This is a genomic window from Salinivibrio sp. AR640, assembly GCF_001995405.1.
Classification (GTDB): domain Bacteria; phylum Pseudomonadota; class Gammaproteobacteria; order Enterobacterales; family Vibrionaceae; genus Salinivibrio; species Salinivibrio costicola.
The window spans coordinates 14,305-32,067 of record NZ_MUFD01000022.1 but is presented as its reverse complement, the minus strand read 5'-3'; the positions used below and the strand labels follow the sequence as shown (position 1 = coordinate 32,067).

Here is a 17,763-nt window from a genome sequence, read left to right as displayed (position 1 = left end):
TCTTGCGCGCTAAACCTGCTTTAGCGCGCATTTTTTCAACACCAACAGGACGAAGTGTGCTGATTAGACCAGTATTTTGCTGCGATTTGCGGTGAATTCTCTATAATTGCTATCACAAAGGATAAAATCGCATGTGGCGTACCATCACAGCATGCGTACCAGCAGGAATTCACACTAAGCTGACACGATGTTAGCGAATAGGAGAAGTAAGCCTCAAGATGCCGACAAGAAACCACATTTTAGTCTTAAACGGTCCGAACCTTAACTTGCTCGGACGCCGTGAGCCTGAACACTATGGCTCTCAGACCCTCGCGCAAATCATGGCCGCGTTAGAGGCCCAAGCCACAGGGTTGGCATTGACTCTTGAGCACTTTCAATCCAACAGTGAAGCTAGCCTCATTGATAAAATCCACCAAGCGATGGAAAGCGTGGATTTTATTATTATTAACCCAGCCGCTTTGACGCACACCTCGGTTGCATTGCGCGATGCACTGCTCGGGGTCAACATTCCCTTTATTGAAGTGCATTTATCTAATGTTCACGCCCGCGAACCCTTCCGACATCATTCCTATTTGTCGGATAAAGCGGTCGGCGTGATCAGTGGCTTAGGGGCTGATGGTTACGAATTCGCCTTAACAGCTGCCGCACGCCACCTCGCGTTTGCGGCCCAGTAAAACAAAACATAAGAAGAGACGTATCATGGATATCCGCAAGATTAAAAAACTGATCGAACTTGTCGAAGAGTCGGGCATCTCCGAACTCGAGATTGCCGAAGGTGAAGAGTCAGTACGAATCAGCCGCTCAGCACCCGCAGCGCCAGTCCAAATGGCTGCGCCACAGTACGCACCACAATACGCAGCGCCGGCTGCCCCCGAGGCTTCTGCCGCAGAGCCAGCAAGCGCACCTAAACCGACTGGCCATCAGGTTCTGTCACCCATGGTTGGCACCTTCTACCGTGCACCGAGCCCAGAGTCGGCAGCATTTGTCGAAGTCGGCAGCCAAGTGAAAGAAGGCGACGCCTTGTGTATCGTTGAAGCCATGAAAATGATGAACCAAATCCAAGCCGATAAGAGCGGGGTGGTGAAAGCGATTCTGTGTGAAGACGGCCAGCCCATTGAATTCGACGAACCACTCGTGATCATCGAATAAGCGAGGGCGCATGTTAGATAAAATTGTAATTGCTAACCGTGGTGAAATTGCACTGCGGATTTTGCGTGCTTGTAAAGAGCTCGGCATTAAAACCGTGGCGGTGCATTCCACCGCAGATCGCGATCTTAAGCATGTCTTGTTAGCCGACGAAACCGTCTGTATTGGCCCCGCGCCAAGCAATCAAAGCTACTTGAACATTCCTCGCATTATCAGTGCCGCTGAAATCACCGGTGCTGTTGCCATTCATCCTGGCTACGGCTTCTTATCAGAAAATGCCGATTTCGCCGAGCAAGTCGAACGCTCAGGGTTTGTGTTTGTTGGCCCAAGAGCAGAAACCATTCGTCTGATGGGGGACAAAGTCTCCGCGATCGAATCGATGAAAAAAGCGGGCGTACCCTGTGTGCCAGGTTCAGATGGCCCTCTGGGTAGCGATCAAGAGAAAAACAAAGCGATCGCCAAGCGTATCGGGTATCCCGTCATTATCAAAGCGTCTGGCGGCGGCGGTGGCCGTGGTATGCGTGTGGTTCGTGCCGAATCGGAACTGATTGACGCCATTGCCATGACGCGTTCTGAAGCAAAATCCGCGTTCAGCAACGACATGGTTTACATGGAAAAATTCCTTGAAAACCCACGTCATGTTGAAGTGCAGGTACTCGCAGACGGTCAAGGTGGTGCCATTCATCTCGGTGAACGCGATTGCTCAATGCAACGCCGCCATCAAAAAGTGGTCGAAGAAGCCCCTGCACCAGGGATCACTGCAGAAATGCGTAAGTTTATTGGTGAACGTTGCTGCCGCGCGTGTGTTGAAATTGGCTATCGCGGCGCCGGCACCTTTGAATTTTTGTATGAAAACGGCGAGTTCTTCTTTATCGAGATGAATACACGTATTCAAGTTGAGCACCCTGTGACAGAAATGGTCACGGGTATCGATTTGGTTAAAGAGCAACTACGTATCGCTGCCGGTCAGCCGCTGTCGTTCACGCAAGACGATATTCAGATTCGTGGTCATGCAGTCGAGTGCCGGATCAACGCCGAAGATCCAGAGCGCTTTATCCCCAGCCCGGGACAAATCCAACGCTTTCATTCGCCAGGTGGCATGGGTGTACGCTGGGAGTCCCATGTCTATACGGGCTATCACGTGCCTCCCCATTACGACTCCATGGTCGGCAAGCTTATTTGTTATGGGGAAAACCGCGACGTTGCGATTGCTCGCATGAGAAATGCGCTCGCTGAGACGGTGATCGACGGCATAAAAACCAATATCCCACTCCAGATCGACATTATGAATGACGAGCACTTCCAACGCGGTGGTGCCAACATTCATTACCTCGAGAAGAAGCTCGGCTTGTCATAAATAAGACATTGCATTTAATTAGCCGCCGTTGAACCGGCGGCTTTTTCATGCTTTTACTTCATCTCGCGTTCTAACGCTTCAATTCCCGCCACCACTTGCTTAGAAAGCGGTTCAATCTGTAAGTATTTCTTTTCCGCACCCGCGCGATCGCCCTTCTCATCAAGTTCAATAATCGATTTTATCGTGCGATGCAACTCAGCATGTGGTTTCTCGAGTGCACGATAGCTATTGAGGTGGCCATACTGCGCTTTACCTTCCCCGTAGTACCACTGTCCGAGTGCACACTTGTGATGCGAGCAAGCAACCTCACGGTTCATGGCACCACTGTCACCACTTAAGAAGTCTCTTACTTTGGTTTTCCAAGCCAAATGGGTATTTTTAATCGCACTAAAGTCATGTGTTTTCGACGACTGTCCACTGACGGTAAAATCACTCAGTGTATTACTTAAGCTATGAGATTGTTCCGTCAATTGACGAGCAATATTCGAGGTTTCCGTAGCCTCACTGCTGGCACTCTGACTTTGAGAATGAATTTGCTCGACCGATTCACTCATTTCCTTGGTCACACTGGCTTGTTGATCAGCCGCCGCCGCAACCTGAACCCCCATTTGTTTGACTTCATTAATTTTATCCAATATATCATTGAGCACGTGGTTCGACTCGGTCACATACGTGAGTGTTTGTTGTGCTGTTTGATTATTGCTCACAATCCGCTCTGACGATTGGCGGATGCCTGATTGCAGCCCCTCAAGCATCTCTCGGATGTCGCCCGTTGCTTGCTGTGTACGCTGAGCTAAACCGCGCACTTCATCAGCCACCACGGCAAAGCCGCGCCCTTGTTCGCCCGCTCGGGCGGCTTCAATAGCAGCATTAAGGGCCAGCAAATTAGTTTGCTCGGCAATATCACTGATGGTCTCTGTCACGGTCGTAATCTTTTGGCTCTCATCCGCGCTCGCTTGGATCTGCTCGATGGTCGCTTCCAGTTCGCCGATAAAGGTTTCCATACTCGTCGTTGCTTGGGTAACAACGCCCGCGCCCTCATTCACCCGCTCTTGCGTTTGTTCAATTGTTTCCGACGTGCGGTTCATGTTTTGCGCAACCTCTTCAACGGTGGAAGTCATTTGTGACATAGCACTGGCTACTTGTGTCGTCTGTGATACCTGCGCATCCATAGTATGTTGTACGCCATGCCCTTTATCCGATAATGTGTCAGCCTGAGCGATAAGCGAGTGGGTGTTCTCAATCACTTGACCAATAATCGCACCAAAGCGTGCTTTTACCATTTTAAAATTATCCGCCAGCTGGCCCATTTCGTCATATCTTACCGGCTCATTGGCATTTTCGAGGTTTCCAGAGGCTAAGTTATTTAAGGCCTCACTGGTCATTTTGATGGCAGCGATCACACGATTTTGCACCACCCACGTGCTCACTGCTGACAGGGCGACCATAGTACCGAGCAGCCCCATGACAACATAGTTTTCTTGGTGATACACCATATAACCACCAGCCAAGCCAAGCATGCATATCACTATCAAAACGGTGTGAAAAAAGTGGCGAAGTTGGATGCGCTGAGTAACTGATGGCTTGGGTAATTCTAGCGATGGATTCTGCCGCATTTTTTGATACAAACTCTCAGCCTGTTCAATCTCTTCGCGGCTTGGCTCACTGCGCACAGATTGAAATCCAACCATATTGCCGTTTTTAATCACGGGCGAAACAAACGCTTGTACCCAATAATGATCGCCATTTTTACAGCGGTTTTTCACCATACCACGCCAGTTATTGCCCGCTTTAATGGTTTTCCACATATCAGCAAACGCGGCTGGCGGCATGTCTTTGTGGCGAACCAGATTGTGATCACTGCCCATTAATTCATCACGCGTAAAACCACTGATCGATACAAACGCATCATTGACATATTGGATCTTGCCGCGTAAATCGGTGCGCGACACGAGCTCACCACGACCATCAAACCGCACTTCTTTTTGTGTAACTGCTCCATTATCCCGCATGGTCATCCTCTCCTCGCTGATGCTAATGACGCCTGAACTATTTAACCTGTTCAATTTTTGTGCCGACATGTCTAGATTAATATAATCAGAGTCTTACATGTTTTTTTAGTGATAAAAACGTGTTAACCCACACATAAAAAGCGGGAAAGGCAAAATGCAAACCAGCTTGCAAACCAGAGAGCACAAGCGGTTCGAGTATCAGTCTGATAAACTGGAGCGATGTTTTCTGACACGAGATTCACCATGCCTTGGATCCAATTAAAACTGAACGCCAATGCCGACAATGCTGAAGCACTTGGCGATCTACTGATGGAAGAAGCCGGCGCGTTGTCTGTGACCTTCCTTGATGCCAAAGACACACCTGTTTTTGAGCCTTTACCCGGCGAAACCCGCTTGTGGGGCGAAACTGACATCATGGCGTTGTATGATGCACAAGCCGATATGGATACCGTATTAGCAGTACTAAACGCGAGCCCATTGCTGGCTGACAACTTTGCCCACAAGATCGAGCAGCTCGAAGACAAAGACTGGGAACGGGCATGGATGGATAACTTTAAGCCGATTCAATTTGGCGAGCGGCTGTGGATCTGTCCGACCTGGTGTGAGGTCCCCGATGACACGGCAGTCAACGTGATGCTGGATCCTGGACTCGCCTTTGGCACCGGCTCTCACCCAACCACGGCCCTTTGTTTGGAATGGCTTGATAGCTTGGATCTAAACGGAAAAACCGTGATTGATTTTGGCTGTGGCTCAGGCATTCTAGCCATTGCGGCTATCAAGCTGGGCGCTGAGCGGGTCATTGGCATTGATATCGATCCCCAAGCCCTGCTCGCCTCCAAGGACAACGCTGAGCGTAATGGTGTTGCCGATAAACTGCACCTGTATCTCCCGAAAGACCAACCGGCCGATCTGAAAGCAGATGTGGTCGTGGCCAATATTCTCGCTGGCCCACTCCGTGAGCTTTCTGGCGTGATCAAAGGGCTGATCAAACCAAATGGTCAACTAGCGATGTCTGGCGTTCTCGATTCTCAAGCCGAAGACGTTGCTAATCACTATCGCGATCGTCTCGATATTAACCCGATCGTCGAACGTGAAGAGTGGTGCCGGATAAGCGGCCAGTTGCTCACTTAATCGGTCAGATCGTCGCGCGATGAGCTTGCCGCACAAGTAACTTTTGTCGGTAAGCCATGGTTGACGTGCTACTTGAAATGCTTGATTAATCAGCGAAACGCGGCTGATACAAAAAGTGCGAGAAAAATCAAGCCATCAATGCTCAAATATTGTCCTTTTCAGACGCAGCAAAAATGCGTAAAATGCGCGCCCTTGCTGACTCAGAGCGGCTGAAGAGGATTTAGAGCTTTTGCGTATCGGACCTTACACCCTGGATGTCCCTTTGATCGTCGCCCCAATGGCCGGCGTGACGGACCGACCATTTCGTGAGCTATGCCTTGCGCATGGTGCCGGTATGGCTATCAGTGAAATGATGTCATCCAATCCAGCATTGTGGCGGACGAACAAATCGCAAAAGCGCATGGTTCATATTGACGAATCCGGTCTGCGCTCGGTGCAAATCGCGGGGGCTGAACCCGAGCTTATGGCTGAGGCGGCGCGATTTTGTGTCGAGAACGGGGCGCAAGTGATTGACATCAACATGGGTTGCCCAATGAAAAAGGTCAATAAAAAGCTAGCAGGCTCTGCATTGCTAACTCGACCCGATCTGATTGAGCAAATCCTAACAGCCACGGTAAACGCGGTGGATGTTCCCGTGACGCTTAAAACGCGTACAGGCTGGGATCCGGACAATAAGAACTGTGTAACGATCGCCCGGATGGCGGAAGATTGTGGTATCCAAGCCCTTGCACTGCATGGCCGCACGCGTGCCTGCATGTACAAAGGTGAGGCAGAGTACGACAGCATTAAAGCTGCGAAAGCAGCGGTATCGATTCCGGTGATAGCCAATGGCGACATTGATTCACCAGAAAAGGCCCAGTATGTTCTCGACTATACAGGGGCAGATGCCGTAATGATTGGTCGCCCTGCTCAGGGACGCCCGTGGATTTTTCGCGAAATCCACCACTATCTCACCACAGGTGAGCACTTGCCTGCCCCTTCATTAGAAGAGGTTAGGACGATTTTGTTGGGTCATGTTCAAGAGCTTCATCAATTTTATGGGGAGCTCAAAGGATTACGTATTGCCCGAAAGCACGTGGGCTGGTACCTCAAAGAGCATGATCAAATTGGCGACTTTCGCCGCACCTTCAACGCAATCGAAGATGCACAACAGCAGATCGATGCGCTGCAAGGCTACTTCGACAACGTTGCATAAATACGAGAAGAGCTGACAGAATATGTTCGAACAAAACCTGACTTCCGAAACATTGACAGTAACAACTGTAACTTCACAAGATCAAATTACGCAAAAGCCACTTCGTGACTCTGTAAAAGCGTCCTTGAAGAACTACCTCGCGCAATTGAATGGCCAGGAAGTCAACGATCTGTATGAGCTTGTCCTCGCAGAAGTTGAGCAGCCACTGCTGGATACCATCATGCAATACACCCGCGGCAACCAAACCCGCGCAGCCACCATGATGGGCATCAACCGCGGTACATTGCGTAAGAAACTGAAAAAATACGGCATGAACTAATCAATCATTGGTTTGGCTGTTATAAAACGGGCTAGCCGTCAATCGGTTAGCCCGTTTTTGTTTTCTCTGATGCTGCAACGCACCTTCCCTTAACAGCATGAGTTGGAATCTTCGCTGTCCGCTAGGGTTTCTAATATTGAGCAATGGGTCGCGTCATCGTCGTCCATACCGCAGCAGGCGGCATTTAAACGTGTCAGGGCATGCTTGACCCGCTCAAGCGCCGCTATCTTCTCTGAGACCTCATTCAGGCGCCGCTGGGTGATCCCTTTTACTTCTGCACAGGTGTGTAGCGTCGCTTCTTCGCGAATGTCAGACAGCTCGTGAATTTCATCAAGCGATAGCCCCATTTCTTTGCCGCGCAAAATGAACATGACCTGGCTAATGGCCTCATCGGCATAAAGCCGGTATCCACCCTCTGTACGCGCACTCGGGGCCAGTAGACCGGACTTTTCATAAAAACGCAGCGTATCGGTGGAGACACCACAGTGCTTGGCTAGCTCGCCTATTTGCAGCAACTTGGTCATCACCGCTCCTTTTCATGTTGGATGAACTCTCTTTTTGTAACAAAGGCGGGCCCTTATGACCAGCGTTGCATCAAGGCAAGCAACGACAGCCCGATAAAAACAATAAAAATGTCGCCATCAGCAAATAGCAATCGATTGCGCAAATAAAATCAGATAGAATGGCGCCGCTTTGACAATTGGCCGTTTAATAAAGTTTACCTATGTGGTTAGCCATGGTGGGCTTTGATAAGCATTCAATCTGTCAGTGAAGAGAACTAAGCCATGGAAAATCTGCGTCCTATTCGTCGCGCGTTACTCAGCGTGTCTGATAAAACCGGTGTGGTCGAGTTTGCCCAAGCACTCGCCCAACGCGGTGTCGAACTGCTATCGACCGGCGGCACGGCCCGTTTACTCGCAGAAAACGGCCTTGCGGTCACCGAAGTCTCCGAGCATACCGGCTTCCCAGAAATGATGGATGGCCGCGTGAAAACCCTCCACCCGAAAATTCACGGTGGTATTCTGGGCCGGCGCGGTCAAGATGATGCGGTGATGGAACAGCATCAGATCGCACCGATTGATATGGTGGTGGTGAATCTCTACCCGTTCGCACAAACCGTTGCCAACCCAGATTGCACACGCGAGCAAGCCATCGAGAATATCGATATCGGCGGCCCAACCATGGTGCGCTCAGCGGCGAAAAACCATGCCGACGTCACCATTGTGGTGAATAGCCAAGACTATGATCGCGTGCTGACCGAGATGGATCAGCACCAGCAGTCTTTGACACATGCCACGCGCTTTGATTTAGCGATTGCCGCGTTTGAGCACACCGCGGCCTACGATGCCATGATTGCGAATTACTTTGGCACTCAAGTCCCTGCCTATCATCACGCAGAAGAGAGCCAAGACTCGCCATTCCCACGCACCTTGACCCAACATTGGGTTAAAAAGCAAGACATGCGCTATGGCGAGAACAGCCATCAGGCGGGCGCCTTTTATACTGAAGTCCACCCGCAAGAAGCCTCGGTGGCGACGGCGACCCAACTGCAGGGCAAGGCGCTGTCTTATAACAATATCGCTGACACCGATGCGGCATTAGAGTGCGTGAAAGAGTTTGAACAACCTGCCTGCGTGATTGTAAAACACGCCAACCCCTGTGGCGTTGCTATCGGTGAAGACTTACTCAGTGCCTATCAGCGCGCTTATCAAACCGATCCGACCTCAGCATTTGGTGGCATTATTGCCTTTAACCGTGAGCTGGACGGCAACACGGCACACGCCATTGTTGAGCGTCAATTTGTCGAAGTGATCATCGCACCTCGCGTCAGTGAGGCCGCCAAAGCAGCGGTTGCGGCAAAGAAAAACGTCCGTCTTCTCGAGTGTGGCCAATGGCAAGCGCGCACCACAGGGTGGGATAGCAAGCGCGTCAATGGCGGCTTGTTAGTCCAAGCACGCGACCAAGGCATGGTCGGTTTAGACGATTTGCGTATTGTCACTGAGCGCCAGCCCACAGACAAAGAGCTGAACGATGCCCTATTTTGCTGGAAAGTGGCAAAATACGTAAAATCGAACGCGATTGTGTATGCCAAAGACAGCATGACCATCGGCGTCGGCGCCGGCCAAATGAGCCGCGTCTACTCGGCGAAAATAGCCGGCATTAAAGCGGGCGATGAGCAGCTCGAAGTGGCCGGTAGTGTGATGGCCTCTGATGCCTTCTTCCCTTTCCGTGACGGCATTGATGCTGCAGCAAAAGCTGGGATCACCTGCGTGATCCAGCCGGGTGGTTCGATGCGTGATGACGAAGTGATTGCCGCCGCCAATGAGCATGGCATGGCGATGGTCTTTACCGGTATGCGCCATTTCCGCCACTAAGTGGGCGATGAAGGAGAACACATGAAGGTATTAGTAATTGGTGGCGGTGGCCGCGAGCATGCGCTAGCGTGGAAAGCCGCGCAATCATCCAACGTTGAGATCGTATATTGCGCGCCGGGAAACGCCGGTACCGCGCATGAAAACAAGTTGAGTAACATTGCGATCGTAGCTGATGACGTTGAAGGGTTGCTGGCCTTTGCCCGCGAGCAACAGATTGATTTAACCATCGTCGGTCCTGAAGCGCCCTTGGTGTTGGGCGTGGTCGATGCCTTCCGTGAGCACGGCTTGGCCATCTTTGGTCCTACCCAAGCAGCCGCGCAACTTGAGGGGTCTAAAGCCTTCAGTAAAGACTTTTTAGCGCGCCATGGCATTCCTACCGCTGACTACCAAACCTTTGCCAAGGTGGAGCCTGCACTGGCCTACATCGCGGAAAAAGGCGCGCCCATTGTGGTCAAAGCCGACGGCCTTGCCGCTGGCAAAGGGGTCATTGTGGCAATGACCGAGCAAGAAGCGACTGAGGCCGTACGCGATATGCTCTCGGGCAATGCCTTTGGTGAAGCGGGCCACCGCGTGGTTATCGAGGAATTTCTGCAAGGCGAAGAAGCAAGCTTTATCGTCATGGTTGATGGTGAGTATGTGTTGCCAATGGCCACCAGCCAAGACCATAAACGCGCAGGTGAAGGCGATACCGGCCTCAACACCGGCGGTATGGGTGCATACTCGCCCGCCCCTGTGGTCACCGACGCCATTCACCAACGCGTGATGGACGAGGTGATTATGCCCACCGTCAAAGGGATGTATGCGGATGGTGCGCCCTATACCGGCTTTTTATACGCAGGATTGATGATCGCCGCCGATGGGACGCCAAAAGTCATTGAGTTTAACTGTCGCTTTGGCGATCCGGAAACTCAACCGATTATGATGCGTTTGCAATCTGATTTGGTGGAGCTTTGCCTGGCTGGCACGCAAGGACGCCTCAATAAAGTCGATTCTCAGTGGGATCCACGTGCAGCCGTCGGGGTGGTTTTAGCCGCAGGTGGCTATCCAGGAGACTATCGTAAGGGCGATCGTATTACTGGGCTGCCAACCGATAGCGATACTGCCAAAGTGTTTCATGCCGGTACTGCGCTCAACAACGGCGACATTGTCACATCTGGCGGGCGTGTACTCTGTGCAACGGCACTGGGAGAGACGGTAACAGCCGCCAAACAAGGCGCTGACGCGCTTGCCGCTATGATTTACTGGCCAGGCTGCTTTTATCGCAGTGACATCGCCCACCGCGCGGTATCTCGCGAAAAGGCCGATTTATCGACTTAATGTTACATCGCGGCATGCCGCATCCAGCAAGCCAGACCCGATAAATGCGCCACCAAGGCGCATTTTTTATATCCGCGGTTTTTACGTGTCGACGAGCTTTTTTGCTTCGATAGGGTTTTGTTCATCGAGCGTCTATTCATCGAGCTTTTATTCGTCAAGTAAGCGAGGGCGCTGCAAACAGGCTTTGTTATTATCGACATACACAAGAAAGTCGATGTTATCGCGTAAGATACCTGAATCGCCACCTGCTACCAAAAAGGTGCCGGGTTGACTTATCTGTGAAACCACGCTGGGATCAATCGTGTCAGAAAATGTCCAACGCTGGGTATCGCCACGACAATCGACCCAACGGTCGCCCTGACGCTGCGCTTGCCACACTGATACATCACGTGACAACTGCGTTTTTGCTTGCTGCTGTACTTGATTGGCTTCTTGATAAAGGCGGGTCAGTGTCGCGCTACTCAAGGGGAGTAAGGTTTCATCTTGCTGATAGCGCTGAAAGACAGGCTCACCACTGGCATCAAATCGAACATAGATAGAGAAGGGAGCTAATGCGGCGCCCGCCAGCTGTGTGCCCTCTCGTTTGATTGCACGCAAGCTGCCGTCTCGCCAGACATACTCGCTACGATAACGACCATAATCGCCCTGCCACACTTGCTCGGCTAAACCAATCACCTGCCCTTGCTGACTATCCAACCAGTAAACAGCGCGATAATCGCCGGCGGAAGCGGCGGTCATATGCGTGACCGGCTTGGAAGGCTGCCCACTTGAGCATCCAACCAGGATGACCATCAACGCGACTATCCAAAATTTAGAACGCATCACGAGTCCACATACAAAAACGCCATAGCGAGAAGGCTATGGCGACATGAGCAGTAACGCTTATTTAACCGCGTCTTTTAACGCTTTACCCGCGACAAACGCAGGTACGTTTGCTGCCGCAATTTGAATTTCTTGACCCGTTTGTGGGTTGCGACCTGTGCGTGCTGCACGGTGGTTCAATTTAAACGTACCGAAGCCAATCAGTTGTACCTGCTCGCCTTCTTTCAAAGCGCCTTCAATACCGCCTAAAGTCGCTTCCAAAGCGGTTTTCGCTTGTGCTTTTGAAAGTTCTGCTTTTTCTGCGATCAGGTCGATCAGTTGGGTCTTGTTCATTATGTCTTCCCTTCTAGGTTTTTTAGAGACGAAGTCACTCTAATTCAAAAGAAGCCCGGCTGGCAAAGGTTTGTGGCGCTCTGTGTGGCTGTATGGAGGCTCTTTAACCACAAACTGAGCGCGAACTCACAATTTGTTGCGTTTTTTCTCAGTTGAAAGGTTGTAAACGCCCGCCAATGGCCTGATCTTTAGAGTGTTGACTGACTTTTAACTTCGGAAATTTATGCTCATTCTGATCCTTTTTATCTCGCTTTCAATTGGTGTGTCTTTCATCTGCTCAGTACTGGAAGCGATTTTGCTGAGCATCACACCGAGCTATATTGCCAATCTAAGAAACCAAGGTCACCCAGCCGCAGAGCGGCTCAACGCGCTTAAAAAAGATATTGATCGGCCACTCGCATCCATTCTGACACTGAATACCATTGCGCATACCGTTGGAGCCGCCGGTGCAGGCGCGCAAGCTGCCCATGTGTTTGGTGATGCTTGGGTCGGGGTATTCTCCGCCGTTCTTACACTGGCGATTCTTCTTTTATCAGAAATCATTCCTAAAACCATTGGCGCCAATTTCTGGCCTCAACTGGCACCCAGTGCCGCCGTCATTCTAAAGTGGATGGTCTGGGCATTAACGCCGTTTGTTTGGCTGTCCGAACAAATCACCAAGCGGCTGAGCGCAGATACCACGCATGTCAAACTGCGTGACGAAATTTCAGCGATGGCAATGCTGGCATCTGAAAGTGGCGAAATGGGCGAAGATGAAACGCAAATGCTCAATAACATGCTTAAATTACGCGATCTTCCTGCCACTCAGCTTATGACGCCACGTCCCGTATTATTTCGTGTTCCCGCCGATATGGATGTTAACACCTTTCTCAAGGAACATGGCGATTGCCCCTTCTCACGTCCTCTTGTCTACGGTGAGCAGCGTGACGATATTTTGGGGTTTGTCCACAAATCCAATATCTATGAAGTCAAAACCGAAGGGGCAGGACAAACACGGTTAGGCAACTTGATGCGCCCACTCGCGGTAATCTTACCCGGTAATACGGTCTTACAAGCATTTGATATTTTAATGATTCGCCGCGCTCAATTGGCGATGATTGTCGACGAATACGGCACGGTACAAGGGATTATCACGCTCGAAGACATTTTTGAGTATCTCACCGGAAGAGAAATCATTGATGAGGCGGACACCGTGACGGACATGCAGCAACTGGCTTATCAGCGCTGGGACGCCTGGAAGAAGCAGCATAATATGATTGAAAGCCAAGACGATGACGAGCCACCGGTACAACGACATACCGATGAGTCATAACTCGAAAAGGCGGCCTAGGCCGCCTTTCTGTTCTTACTAACGTTTTGGCAATTTACGCTTACTCAGCGCGCAACCCTAGATTACTCACGCCCGCTTCTCGAAGCTCTTGCCGGATGCCTTTGAGCATCTCCACATCACGACTTTCGGCACTTTTCAGCACACGGAAGATTGCCCACTGGGCATCCCACTCCTCACAAACCGCCTCAAACGCCTTTTGATTGTCATCGGTTACCATTTCACCGGTTTGTGCTTCTTCAAGCTGGGCAACACTGAGGACCGACTGCTGAGAAACTTTTAATGTAATGGGCAAGATTTCATCACGATCTAACAAAGCGTGAAGAAGCTGAGACAAGGCAATACAGGCATCAATCGCCGGATACGTCAGATAGATGGCATCGTCATCAGCCACAGGGATCAATGGCTCGAGCTTTTCTAATTGGCGCTCAAAGTCAATTTTAGCCGTTTTGACCGTTTGCGATTCCCACACCGCATCGAGAATATTGCGAAACGCTTGCGGGTCGGCAAATTCTGTTTGCGCACAGAAAAGCGCGTAGTTTGGCACCATACGCTCCACCAGCGCAGCCATAAAACTAATATGTTGCCAATTCTCACATTTTTCTAAACGCAGTTGTAAAGGGTTTCGTAACATAGCTAATTGATCTTTAATAGCGGGAAGGACAAACGTCCTCGGTCAATGAGGGCAGTGTACTCGATTCCCCCCAGCATAAAAAGGAGCCTTTGTGGATAAAGTTTACGTTATCAGCGAGCATGCCGAGACCTATCATCGGTTACTGCATAACGCCACACTACCTGAACTCACCGTCGTGGATCGCCCCGAACAAGCCACTATCTGGCTCGCCGATCCGCCACTGGCGGCGCCTCAATTATGCTATGGCGATCAGCTCCGCTGGTTACAATCAACATTCGCCGGTATCGACGCCCTGATCAACGCACCTTATCGACACTATCAATTAACCAATGTGAGAGGCATTTTTGGTGACTTAATGGCCGAATACGTCTTCGGCTATTTGCTCAACGAAACACGACATATTACTCAATATGCAGACCAGCAAGCGCAACGTCTTTGGCAACCGCACGACTACACGTCGTTACGTGGAAAAACACTGGCTATTCTGGGGACGGGCGCCATTGGTCAGCATATTGCCACCGTGGCTCATGCGTTTGGGATGCACGTGCTGGGCACCAACCAAGATGGGCGTGCTGTCGAGGGGTTTGAGCACACCATGACGCTGACTGCGCTGCGTCAGCGGCTAGGCGAGGTCGATGTGTTAGTCAGTACACTGCCCGCAACAACGGAGACGGCCCAATGCGTGAATACTGATTTTTGGCAATACGCACAAGACCTCTTGTTTATTAATGTCGGTCGCGGCGCAACGGTCGATGAACCTGCGCTCATTAAGGCCCTGGACGAGAAAAAGCTGCGCTTGGCCGTATTGGACGTGATGCAACAAGAGCCGCTACCTCAAGCGCATCCTTTTTGGGTGCATCCTCGTGTTCACATTACCCCACATATTGCTGCCGTTAGTTTTCCCGAACAAGTTTTTGACCTTTTTGCAGACAATTATCGCCGTTGGCATGCCGGTAAGCCGCTGGCTCATCAGGTCGATTTTAACAAAGGGTATTAAATGGTTTTCTCCGATTTAGAGACCGCCTTAGTAACCGCTCGTGAGTGCCACCTATGCCAACACTGGCTGGCGAACGGCCCCCACCCAATTATCCAAGCGAGTACAGATTCTAGAGTGCTGATTATCGGTCAAGCGCCAGGGCGACGGGTGCATGAAAGTGGTCTGCCGTTTAACGACCCTAGTGGCGATCGCCTGCGTGAATGGCTGGGGGTCACACGTGAGCAGTTTTACCAGCCAGATTTATTTGCCATCATGCCCATGGGCTTTTGTTATCCCGGCAAAGGTAAATCGGGCGATCTGCCGCCGGCGCGTATCTGCGCCCCCGTGTGGCACCAGGCAATCAAAGCACATCTCCCTAACGTTGCGGTGACCTTGCTGATTGGTCAATATGCTCAGCAGTACTACTTAGCCAACAAGCCTAAGACACTGACCGAGACCGTCAAGCAATGGCAACAGTGGGCGCCTCATGCCTTTTCGCTGCCTCATCCTTCTCCCAGAAACACACGTTGGCTACGCCGCAATCCGTGGTTTGAAGAGCAGGTAGTGCCCGCAATGCGACACCGAGTTCAGCAGGCTTTACGAGACGCTCCCCGTTGTAAGGGTCGCCTAAAATAAAAAACGCTCGCCGATTGGCGAGCGTGATCGTTAGCGATGATAAGGCTTAGATAATTCATGTACCGCATCAATAAAGACGCCTGCATTCTCAGGTGGGACATCCAAGTGAATGCCATGGCCGAGGTTAAACACATGGCCAGTCCCTTCACCGAAACCTTCCAAAATCGTCGAGACTTCTTGGCGAATGCGCTCGGGGCTGGCATATAACATCGACGGATCCATATTACCTTGTAGAGCAACATTGTCGCCAATCCGTGCTTTGGCATCAGCCATATTAATGGTCCAATCAAGCCCAACACCATCACACCCGGTCGCGGCAATGCGTTCCAACCACATACCCGCATTTTTAGTAAACAAGGTCACTGGCACGCGGCACCCGTCATGCTCTCGGATCAGACCGTCGACAATTTTCTGCATATACTGCAAAGAGAAGTCATTATAATCGCGCGGCGTGAGCACGCCACCCCAGGTATCAAAGACCATGACAGACTGCGCACCCGCCTTAATCTGCGCGTTTAGATAACTAATCACACTGTCGGCGAGCTTGTCGAGTAAGGCGTGTAACGTCTGCGGCTCGGCATACATCATCTTTTTGATCTTGGTAAAGGCTTTCGAGGTGCCACCTTCTACCATGTAAGTTGCCAGTGTCCATGGACTGCCAGAGAAGCCAATCAAGGGAACTTCACCCGCCAATTCTTTGCGGATAGTACGCACCGCATTCATCACGTATTGCAATTCCCCCTCAGGGTCAGGCATACCGATTTTATCGACATCCGCTTTACAGGTGATGGGACGAGAAAACTTGGGGCCTTCCCCCGTTTCAAAGTACAACCCTAATCCCATTGCATCAGGAATAGTGAGAATATCTGAAAATAAGATAGCGGCATCCAAATCAAAGCGACGCAACGGCTGCATGGTCACTTCACAGGCCAATTCCGCATTTTTACACAACGACAAAAAGTCACCCGCCTGCGCACGTAATTCTCGATATTCAGGAAGGTAGCGACCCGCTTGGCGCATCATCCACACGGGCGTGCAATCTACCGGTTGCTTATAAAGGGCGCGTAAATAACGATCGTTTTTCAATTCGGTCATTGTGTTTAAACCTGTGTGCGAAAAGTGGCCGCCATTGTATCACTGTAAAATGGCAACAAAAGCGAAGCTTTGTTAACAGGATCATAAAACGGCCACCCAAGGACCACGAACGATTGCTGGTGATTTAACCGCATGGTAAAACCATTCTATAACGACAATAGATCTACAAAAGACATAGGTCTACAAAAGACAACATGTTCGCATCTTACCCCGGCTCCCCTACGGCCGGGTTTTTTTATGCCTGCGTCAAGGTGCAGCTGGCCTCAATCAAGCGTCGAGCAATCGTTCCTGTTGGTGCGACTAACGGTAACTGGTCCATATCAAACCATTGTGCATCGGTGAGCTCCTCATAGTCGGGGTTTAGATCCCCTCCGGCATAATCGGCGAGAAACCCCATCATCACATTAGAAGGAAACGCCCAAGGCTGACTTTCCATGTAACGAATATTGGTTATCGATAGGCCCGTTTCTTCTTTCACCTCACGCGCCACACATTGCTCGAGCGTTTCGCCAGGCTCAACAAACCCCGCAATCACGGTATACATGCCCGTTTTATGACGAGGGTGCTGAGCAAGCAACAAACGTTTACCATCGCGCACGGCAACAATCACACACGGCGATACGCGTGGATAATCATGACGCTGGCAGCTTGAGCACCACATCGCTATCGCCTGCACGTTAAATTCCGTACGCTGACCACAGCGACCACAAAATGCTTGCTGATGGCGCATATGATCGAGCTGGACGACCCGCCCGACTAAGGCAAATAAGTCCGCTGACAGATAGGGGAGTAAGTCCCGAAAGCCTGCCATCTCGTCATCGGGAAGCATGGCGTTACAATTAAATATCCCCACCACCGGTGTCTGCTGATAGTCACCGACAGTCACTGTATCACCACCAGCAAACGGCAGCTGCGACAAGGGCATACATGGCAATTGACCACCTGGCAGCCAAAGTTTGCTCTTGCTAACTACACATACATAGACGGCTTTTTGATTCTGAGACATGGTCACCTCCTTAGCCTTGCAGCTACACTTGAATACTGGCAATCTAGTTTCATAACGTGATGCAAAGGATTGAGCAGCCCGT

The 17,763-nt window shown here is 50.9% G+C and carries 18 protein-coding genes; 11 read left to right on the top strand and 7 right to left on the bottom strand.

The window, feature by feature from the left end:
- Positions 1-218 precede the first annotated feature (218 nt).
- Genes aroQ through accC form a run of 3 tightly spaced genes read left to right on the top strand, consistent with a single transcriptional unit; the run spans position 219 to position 2,503 of the window.
- Positions 219-674, top strand: coding sequence for a type II 3-dehydroquinate dehydratase (gene aroQ, locus BZG75_RS11405; RefSeq protein WP_077461892.1), 456 nt, complete (start codon positions 219-221; stop codon positions 672-674).
- Between the two features lie 25 nt (positions 675-699).
- Positions 700-1,149, top strand: a complete 450-nt coding sequence (gene accB / locus BZG75_RS11400) for an acetyl-CoA carboxylase biotin carboxyl carrier protein (protein ID WP_077577049.1) — start codon at positions 700-702, stop codon at positions 1,147-1,149.
- 10 nt (positions 1,150-1,159) lie between these two features.
- Positions 1,160-2,503 carry an acetyl-CoA carboxylase biotin carboxylase subunit gene (gene accC, locus BZG75_RS11395; protein WP_021024109.1) on the top strand — a complete coding sequence of 448 codons (1,344 nt, stop codon included), beginning with the start codon at positions 1,160-1,162 and terminating at the stop codon, positions 2,501-2,503.
- A gap of 53 nt (positions 2,504-2,556) precedes the next feature.
- On the opposite strand, the gene BZG75_RS11390 is transcribed toward accC, so the two are convergent.
- Entirely contained in the window at positions 2,557-4,515 is a 1,959-nt protein-coding gene (locus BZG75_RS11390) for a methyl-accepting chemotaxis protein (RefSeq protein WP_199878893.1), read from the bottom strand.
- A 243-nt stretch (positions 4,516-4,758) separates the two neighbouring features.
- Between BZG75_RS11390 and prmA the strand changes: the two genes are divergently transcribed.
- The 3 genes from prmA to fis all read left to right on the top strand — a co-directional run bounded on the left by prmA (position 4,759) and on the right by fis (position 7,160).
- Positions 4,759-5,646, top strand: a complete 888-nt coding sequence (gene prmA, locus BZG75_RS11385; RefSeq protein ID WP_077577045.1) for a 50S ribosomal protein L11 methyltransferase — start codon at positions 4,759-4,761, stop codon at positions 5,644-5,646.
- Positions 5,647-5,875: 229 nt separating this feature from the next.
- Positions 5,876-6,841: a tRNA dihydrouridine synthase DusB gene (gene dusB, locus BZG75_RS11380; RefSeq protein WP_021024112.1), complete on the top strand. Its 966-nt coding sequence runs from the start codon at positions 5,876-5,878 to the stop codon at positions 6,839-6,841.
- Between the two features lie 22 nt (positions 6,842-6,863).
- Positions 6,864-7,160 (top strand): DNA-binding transcriptional regulator Fis, encoded by a 297-nt coding sequence (gene fis / locus BZG75_RS11375; protein ID WP_021024113.1) that lies wholly within the window; start codon positions 6,864-6,866, stop codon positions 7,158-7,160.
- 89 nt (positions 7,161-7,249) lie between these two features.
- Here the strand turns inward: fis and zntR are convergent, their stop codons facing one another.
- Positions 7,250-7,675 (bottom strand): Zn(2+)-responsive transcriptional regulator, encoded by a 426-nt coding sequence (zntR, locus tag BZG75_RS11370; RefSeq protein WP_369801946.1) that lies wholly within the window; start codon positions 7,673-7,675, stop codon positions 7,250-7,252.
- Between the two features lie 270 nt (positions 7,676-7,945).
- Between zntR and purH the strand changes: the two genes are divergently transcribed.
- Positions 7,946-9,535, top strand: a complete 1,590-nt coding sequence (gene purH, locus BZG75_RS11365) for a bifunctional phosphoribosylaminoimidazolecarboxamide formyltransferase/IMP cyclohydrolase (RefSeq protein ID WP_077577044.1) — start codon at positions 7,946-7,948, stop codon at positions 9,533-9,535.
- Positions 9,536-9,556: 21 nt separating this feature from the next.
- Positions 9,557-10,852, top strand: coding sequence for a phosphoribosylamine--glycine ligase (purD, locus tag BZG75_RS11360; protein WP_077577042.1), 1,296 nt, complete (start codon positions 9,557-9,559; stop codon positions 10,850-10,852).
- 147 nt (positions 10,853-10,999) lie between these two features.
- On the opposite strand, the gene BZG75_RS11355 is transcribed toward purD, so the two are convergent.
- Both BZG75_RS11355 and hupA read right to left on the bottom strand, forming a co-directional pair.
- Positions 11,000-11,674, bottom strand: a complete 675-nt coding sequence (locus BZG75_RS11355; protein ID WP_077577041.1) for a DUF1481 domain-containing protein — start codon at positions 11,672-11,674, stop codon at positions 11,000-11,002.
- A 60-nt stretch (positions 11,675-11,734) separates the two neighbouring features.
- The gene (gene hupA / locus BZG75_RS11350) at positions 11,735-12,007 is read right to left on the bottom strand and encodes a nucleoid-associated protein HU-alpha (protein ID WP_021024119.1); all 273 of its coding nucleotides are present in this window, start codon (positions 12,005-12,007) and stop codon (positions 11,735-11,737) included.
- 223 nt (positions 12,008-12,230) lie between these two features.
- On the opposite strand from hupA, the gene BZG75_RS11345 reads away from it, so the two are divergent.
- Positions 12,231-13,319 (top strand): CNNM domain-containing protein, encoded by a 1,089-nt coding sequence (locus tag BZG75_RS11345; protein ID WP_021024120.1) that lies wholly within the window; start codon positions 12,231-12,233, stop codon positions 13,317-13,319.
- A 58-nt stretch (positions 13,320-13,377) separates the two neighbouring features.
- Here BZG75_RS11345 and BZG75_RS11340 read toward each other — a convergent pair whose 3' ends face one another.
- Positions 13,378-13,968, bottom strand: coding sequence for a YjaG family protein (locus BZG75_RS11340; protein WP_077577039.1), 591 nt, complete (start codon positions 13,966-13,968; stop codon positions 13,378-13,380).
- A gap of 91 nt (positions 13,969-14,059) precedes the next feature.
- On the opposite strand from BZG75_RS11340, the gene BZG75_RS11335 reads away from it, so the two are divergent.
- Both BZG75_RS11335 and BZG75_RS11330 read left to right on the top strand, forming a co-directional pair.
- A complete protein-coding gene (locus tag BZG75_RS11335) occupies positions 14,060-14,965 on the top strand; it encodes a D-2-hydroxyacid dehydrogenase (RefSeq protein WP_077577037.1) in 906 nt (301 codons plus the stop codon).
- On the top strand, positions 14,966-15,580 hold the full coding sequence (locus BZG75_RS11330; protein ID WP_077577035.1) for a uracil-DNA glycosylase family protein: 615 nt from the start codon (positions 14,966-14,968) through the stop codon (positions 15,578-15,580).
- Positions 15,581-15,610: 30 nt separating this feature from the next.
- Here BZG75_RS11330 and hemE read toward each other — a convergent pair whose 3' ends face one another.
- Together hemE and nudC are read right to left on the bottom strand one after the other, a co-directional pair.
- A complete protein-coding gene (hemE, locus tag BZG75_RS11325; RefSeq protein WP_077577033.1) occupies positions 15,611-16,675 on the bottom strand; it encodes a uroporphyrinogen decarboxylase in 1,065 nt (354 codons plus the stop codon).
- A gap of 235 nt (positions 16,676-16,910) precedes the next feature.
- A complete protein-coding gene (gene nudC, locus BZG75_RS11320; RefSeq protein WP_077577031.1) occupies positions 16,911-17,681 on the bottom strand; it encodes an NAD(+) diphosphatase in 771 nt (256 codons plus the stop codon).
- Positions 17,682-17,763: the final 82 nt, after the last annotated feature.

What these genes read in the sequence shown, in the direction of transcription:
- BZG75_RS11340 (WP_077577039.1), bottom strand. Translation starts at nt 13,968, where the DNA reads ATGTTACGAAACCCTTTACAACTGCGTTTAGAAAAATGTGAGAATTGG.
- BZG75_RS11330 (WP_077577035.1), top strand. Translation starts at nt 14,966, where the DNA reads ATGGTTTTCTCCGATTTAGAGACCGCCTTAGTAACCGCTCGTGAGTGC.
- hemE (WP_077577033.1), bottom strand. Translation starts at nt 16,675, where the DNA reads ATGACCGAATTGAAAAACGATCGTTATTTACGCGCCCTTTATAAGCAA.
- purH (WP_077577044.1), top strand. Translation starts at nt 7,946, where the DNA reads ATGGAAAATCTGCGTCCTATTCGTCGCGCGTTACTCAGCGTGTCTGAT.
- BZG75_RS11345 (WP_021024120.1), top strand. Translation starts at nt 12,231, where the DNA reads ATGCTCATTCTGATCCTTTTTATCTCGCTTTCAATTGGTGTGTCTTTC.
- aroQ (WP_077461892.1), top strand. Translation starts at nt 219, where the DNA reads ATGCCGACAAGAAACCACATTTTAGTCTTAAACGGTCCGAACCTTAAC.
- fis (WP_021024113.1), top strand. Translation starts at nt 6,864, where the DNA reads ATGTTCGAACAAAACCTGACTTCCGAAACATTGACAGTAACAACTGTA.
- hupA (WP_021024119.1), bottom strand. Translation starts at nt 12,007, where the DNA reads ATGAACAAGACCCAACTGATCGACCTGATCGCAGAAAAAGCAGAACTT.
- BZG75_RS11390 (WP_199878893.1), bottom strand. Translation starts at nt 4,515, where the DNA reads ATGCGGGATAATGGAGCAGTTACACAAAAAGAAGTGCGGTTTGATGGT.
- BZG75_RS11355 (WP_077577041.1), bottom strand. Translation starts at nt 11,674, where the DNA reads ATGCGTTCTAAATTTTGGATAGTCGCGTTGATGGTCATCCTGGTTGGA.
- nudC (WP_077577031.1), bottom strand. Translation starts at nt 17,681, where the DNA reads ATGTCTCAGAATCAAAAAGCCGTCTATGTATGTGTAGTTAGCAAGAGC.
- accB (WP_077577049.1), top strand. Translation starts at nt 700, where the DNA reads ATGGATATCCGCAAGATTAAAAAACTGATCGAACTTGTCGAAGAGTCG.
- accC (WP_021024109.1), top strand. Translation starts at nt 1,160, where the DNA reads ATGTTAGATAAAATTGTAATTGCTAACCGTGGTGAAATTGCACTGCGG.
- prmA (WP_077577045.1), top strand. Translation starts at nt 4,759, where the DNA reads ATGCCTTGGATCCAATTAAAACTGAACGCCAATGCCGACAATGCTGAA.
- purD (WP_077577042.1), top strand. Translation starts at nt 9,557, where the DNA reads ATGAAGGTATTAGTAATTGGTGGCGGTGGCCGCGAGCATGCGCTAGCG.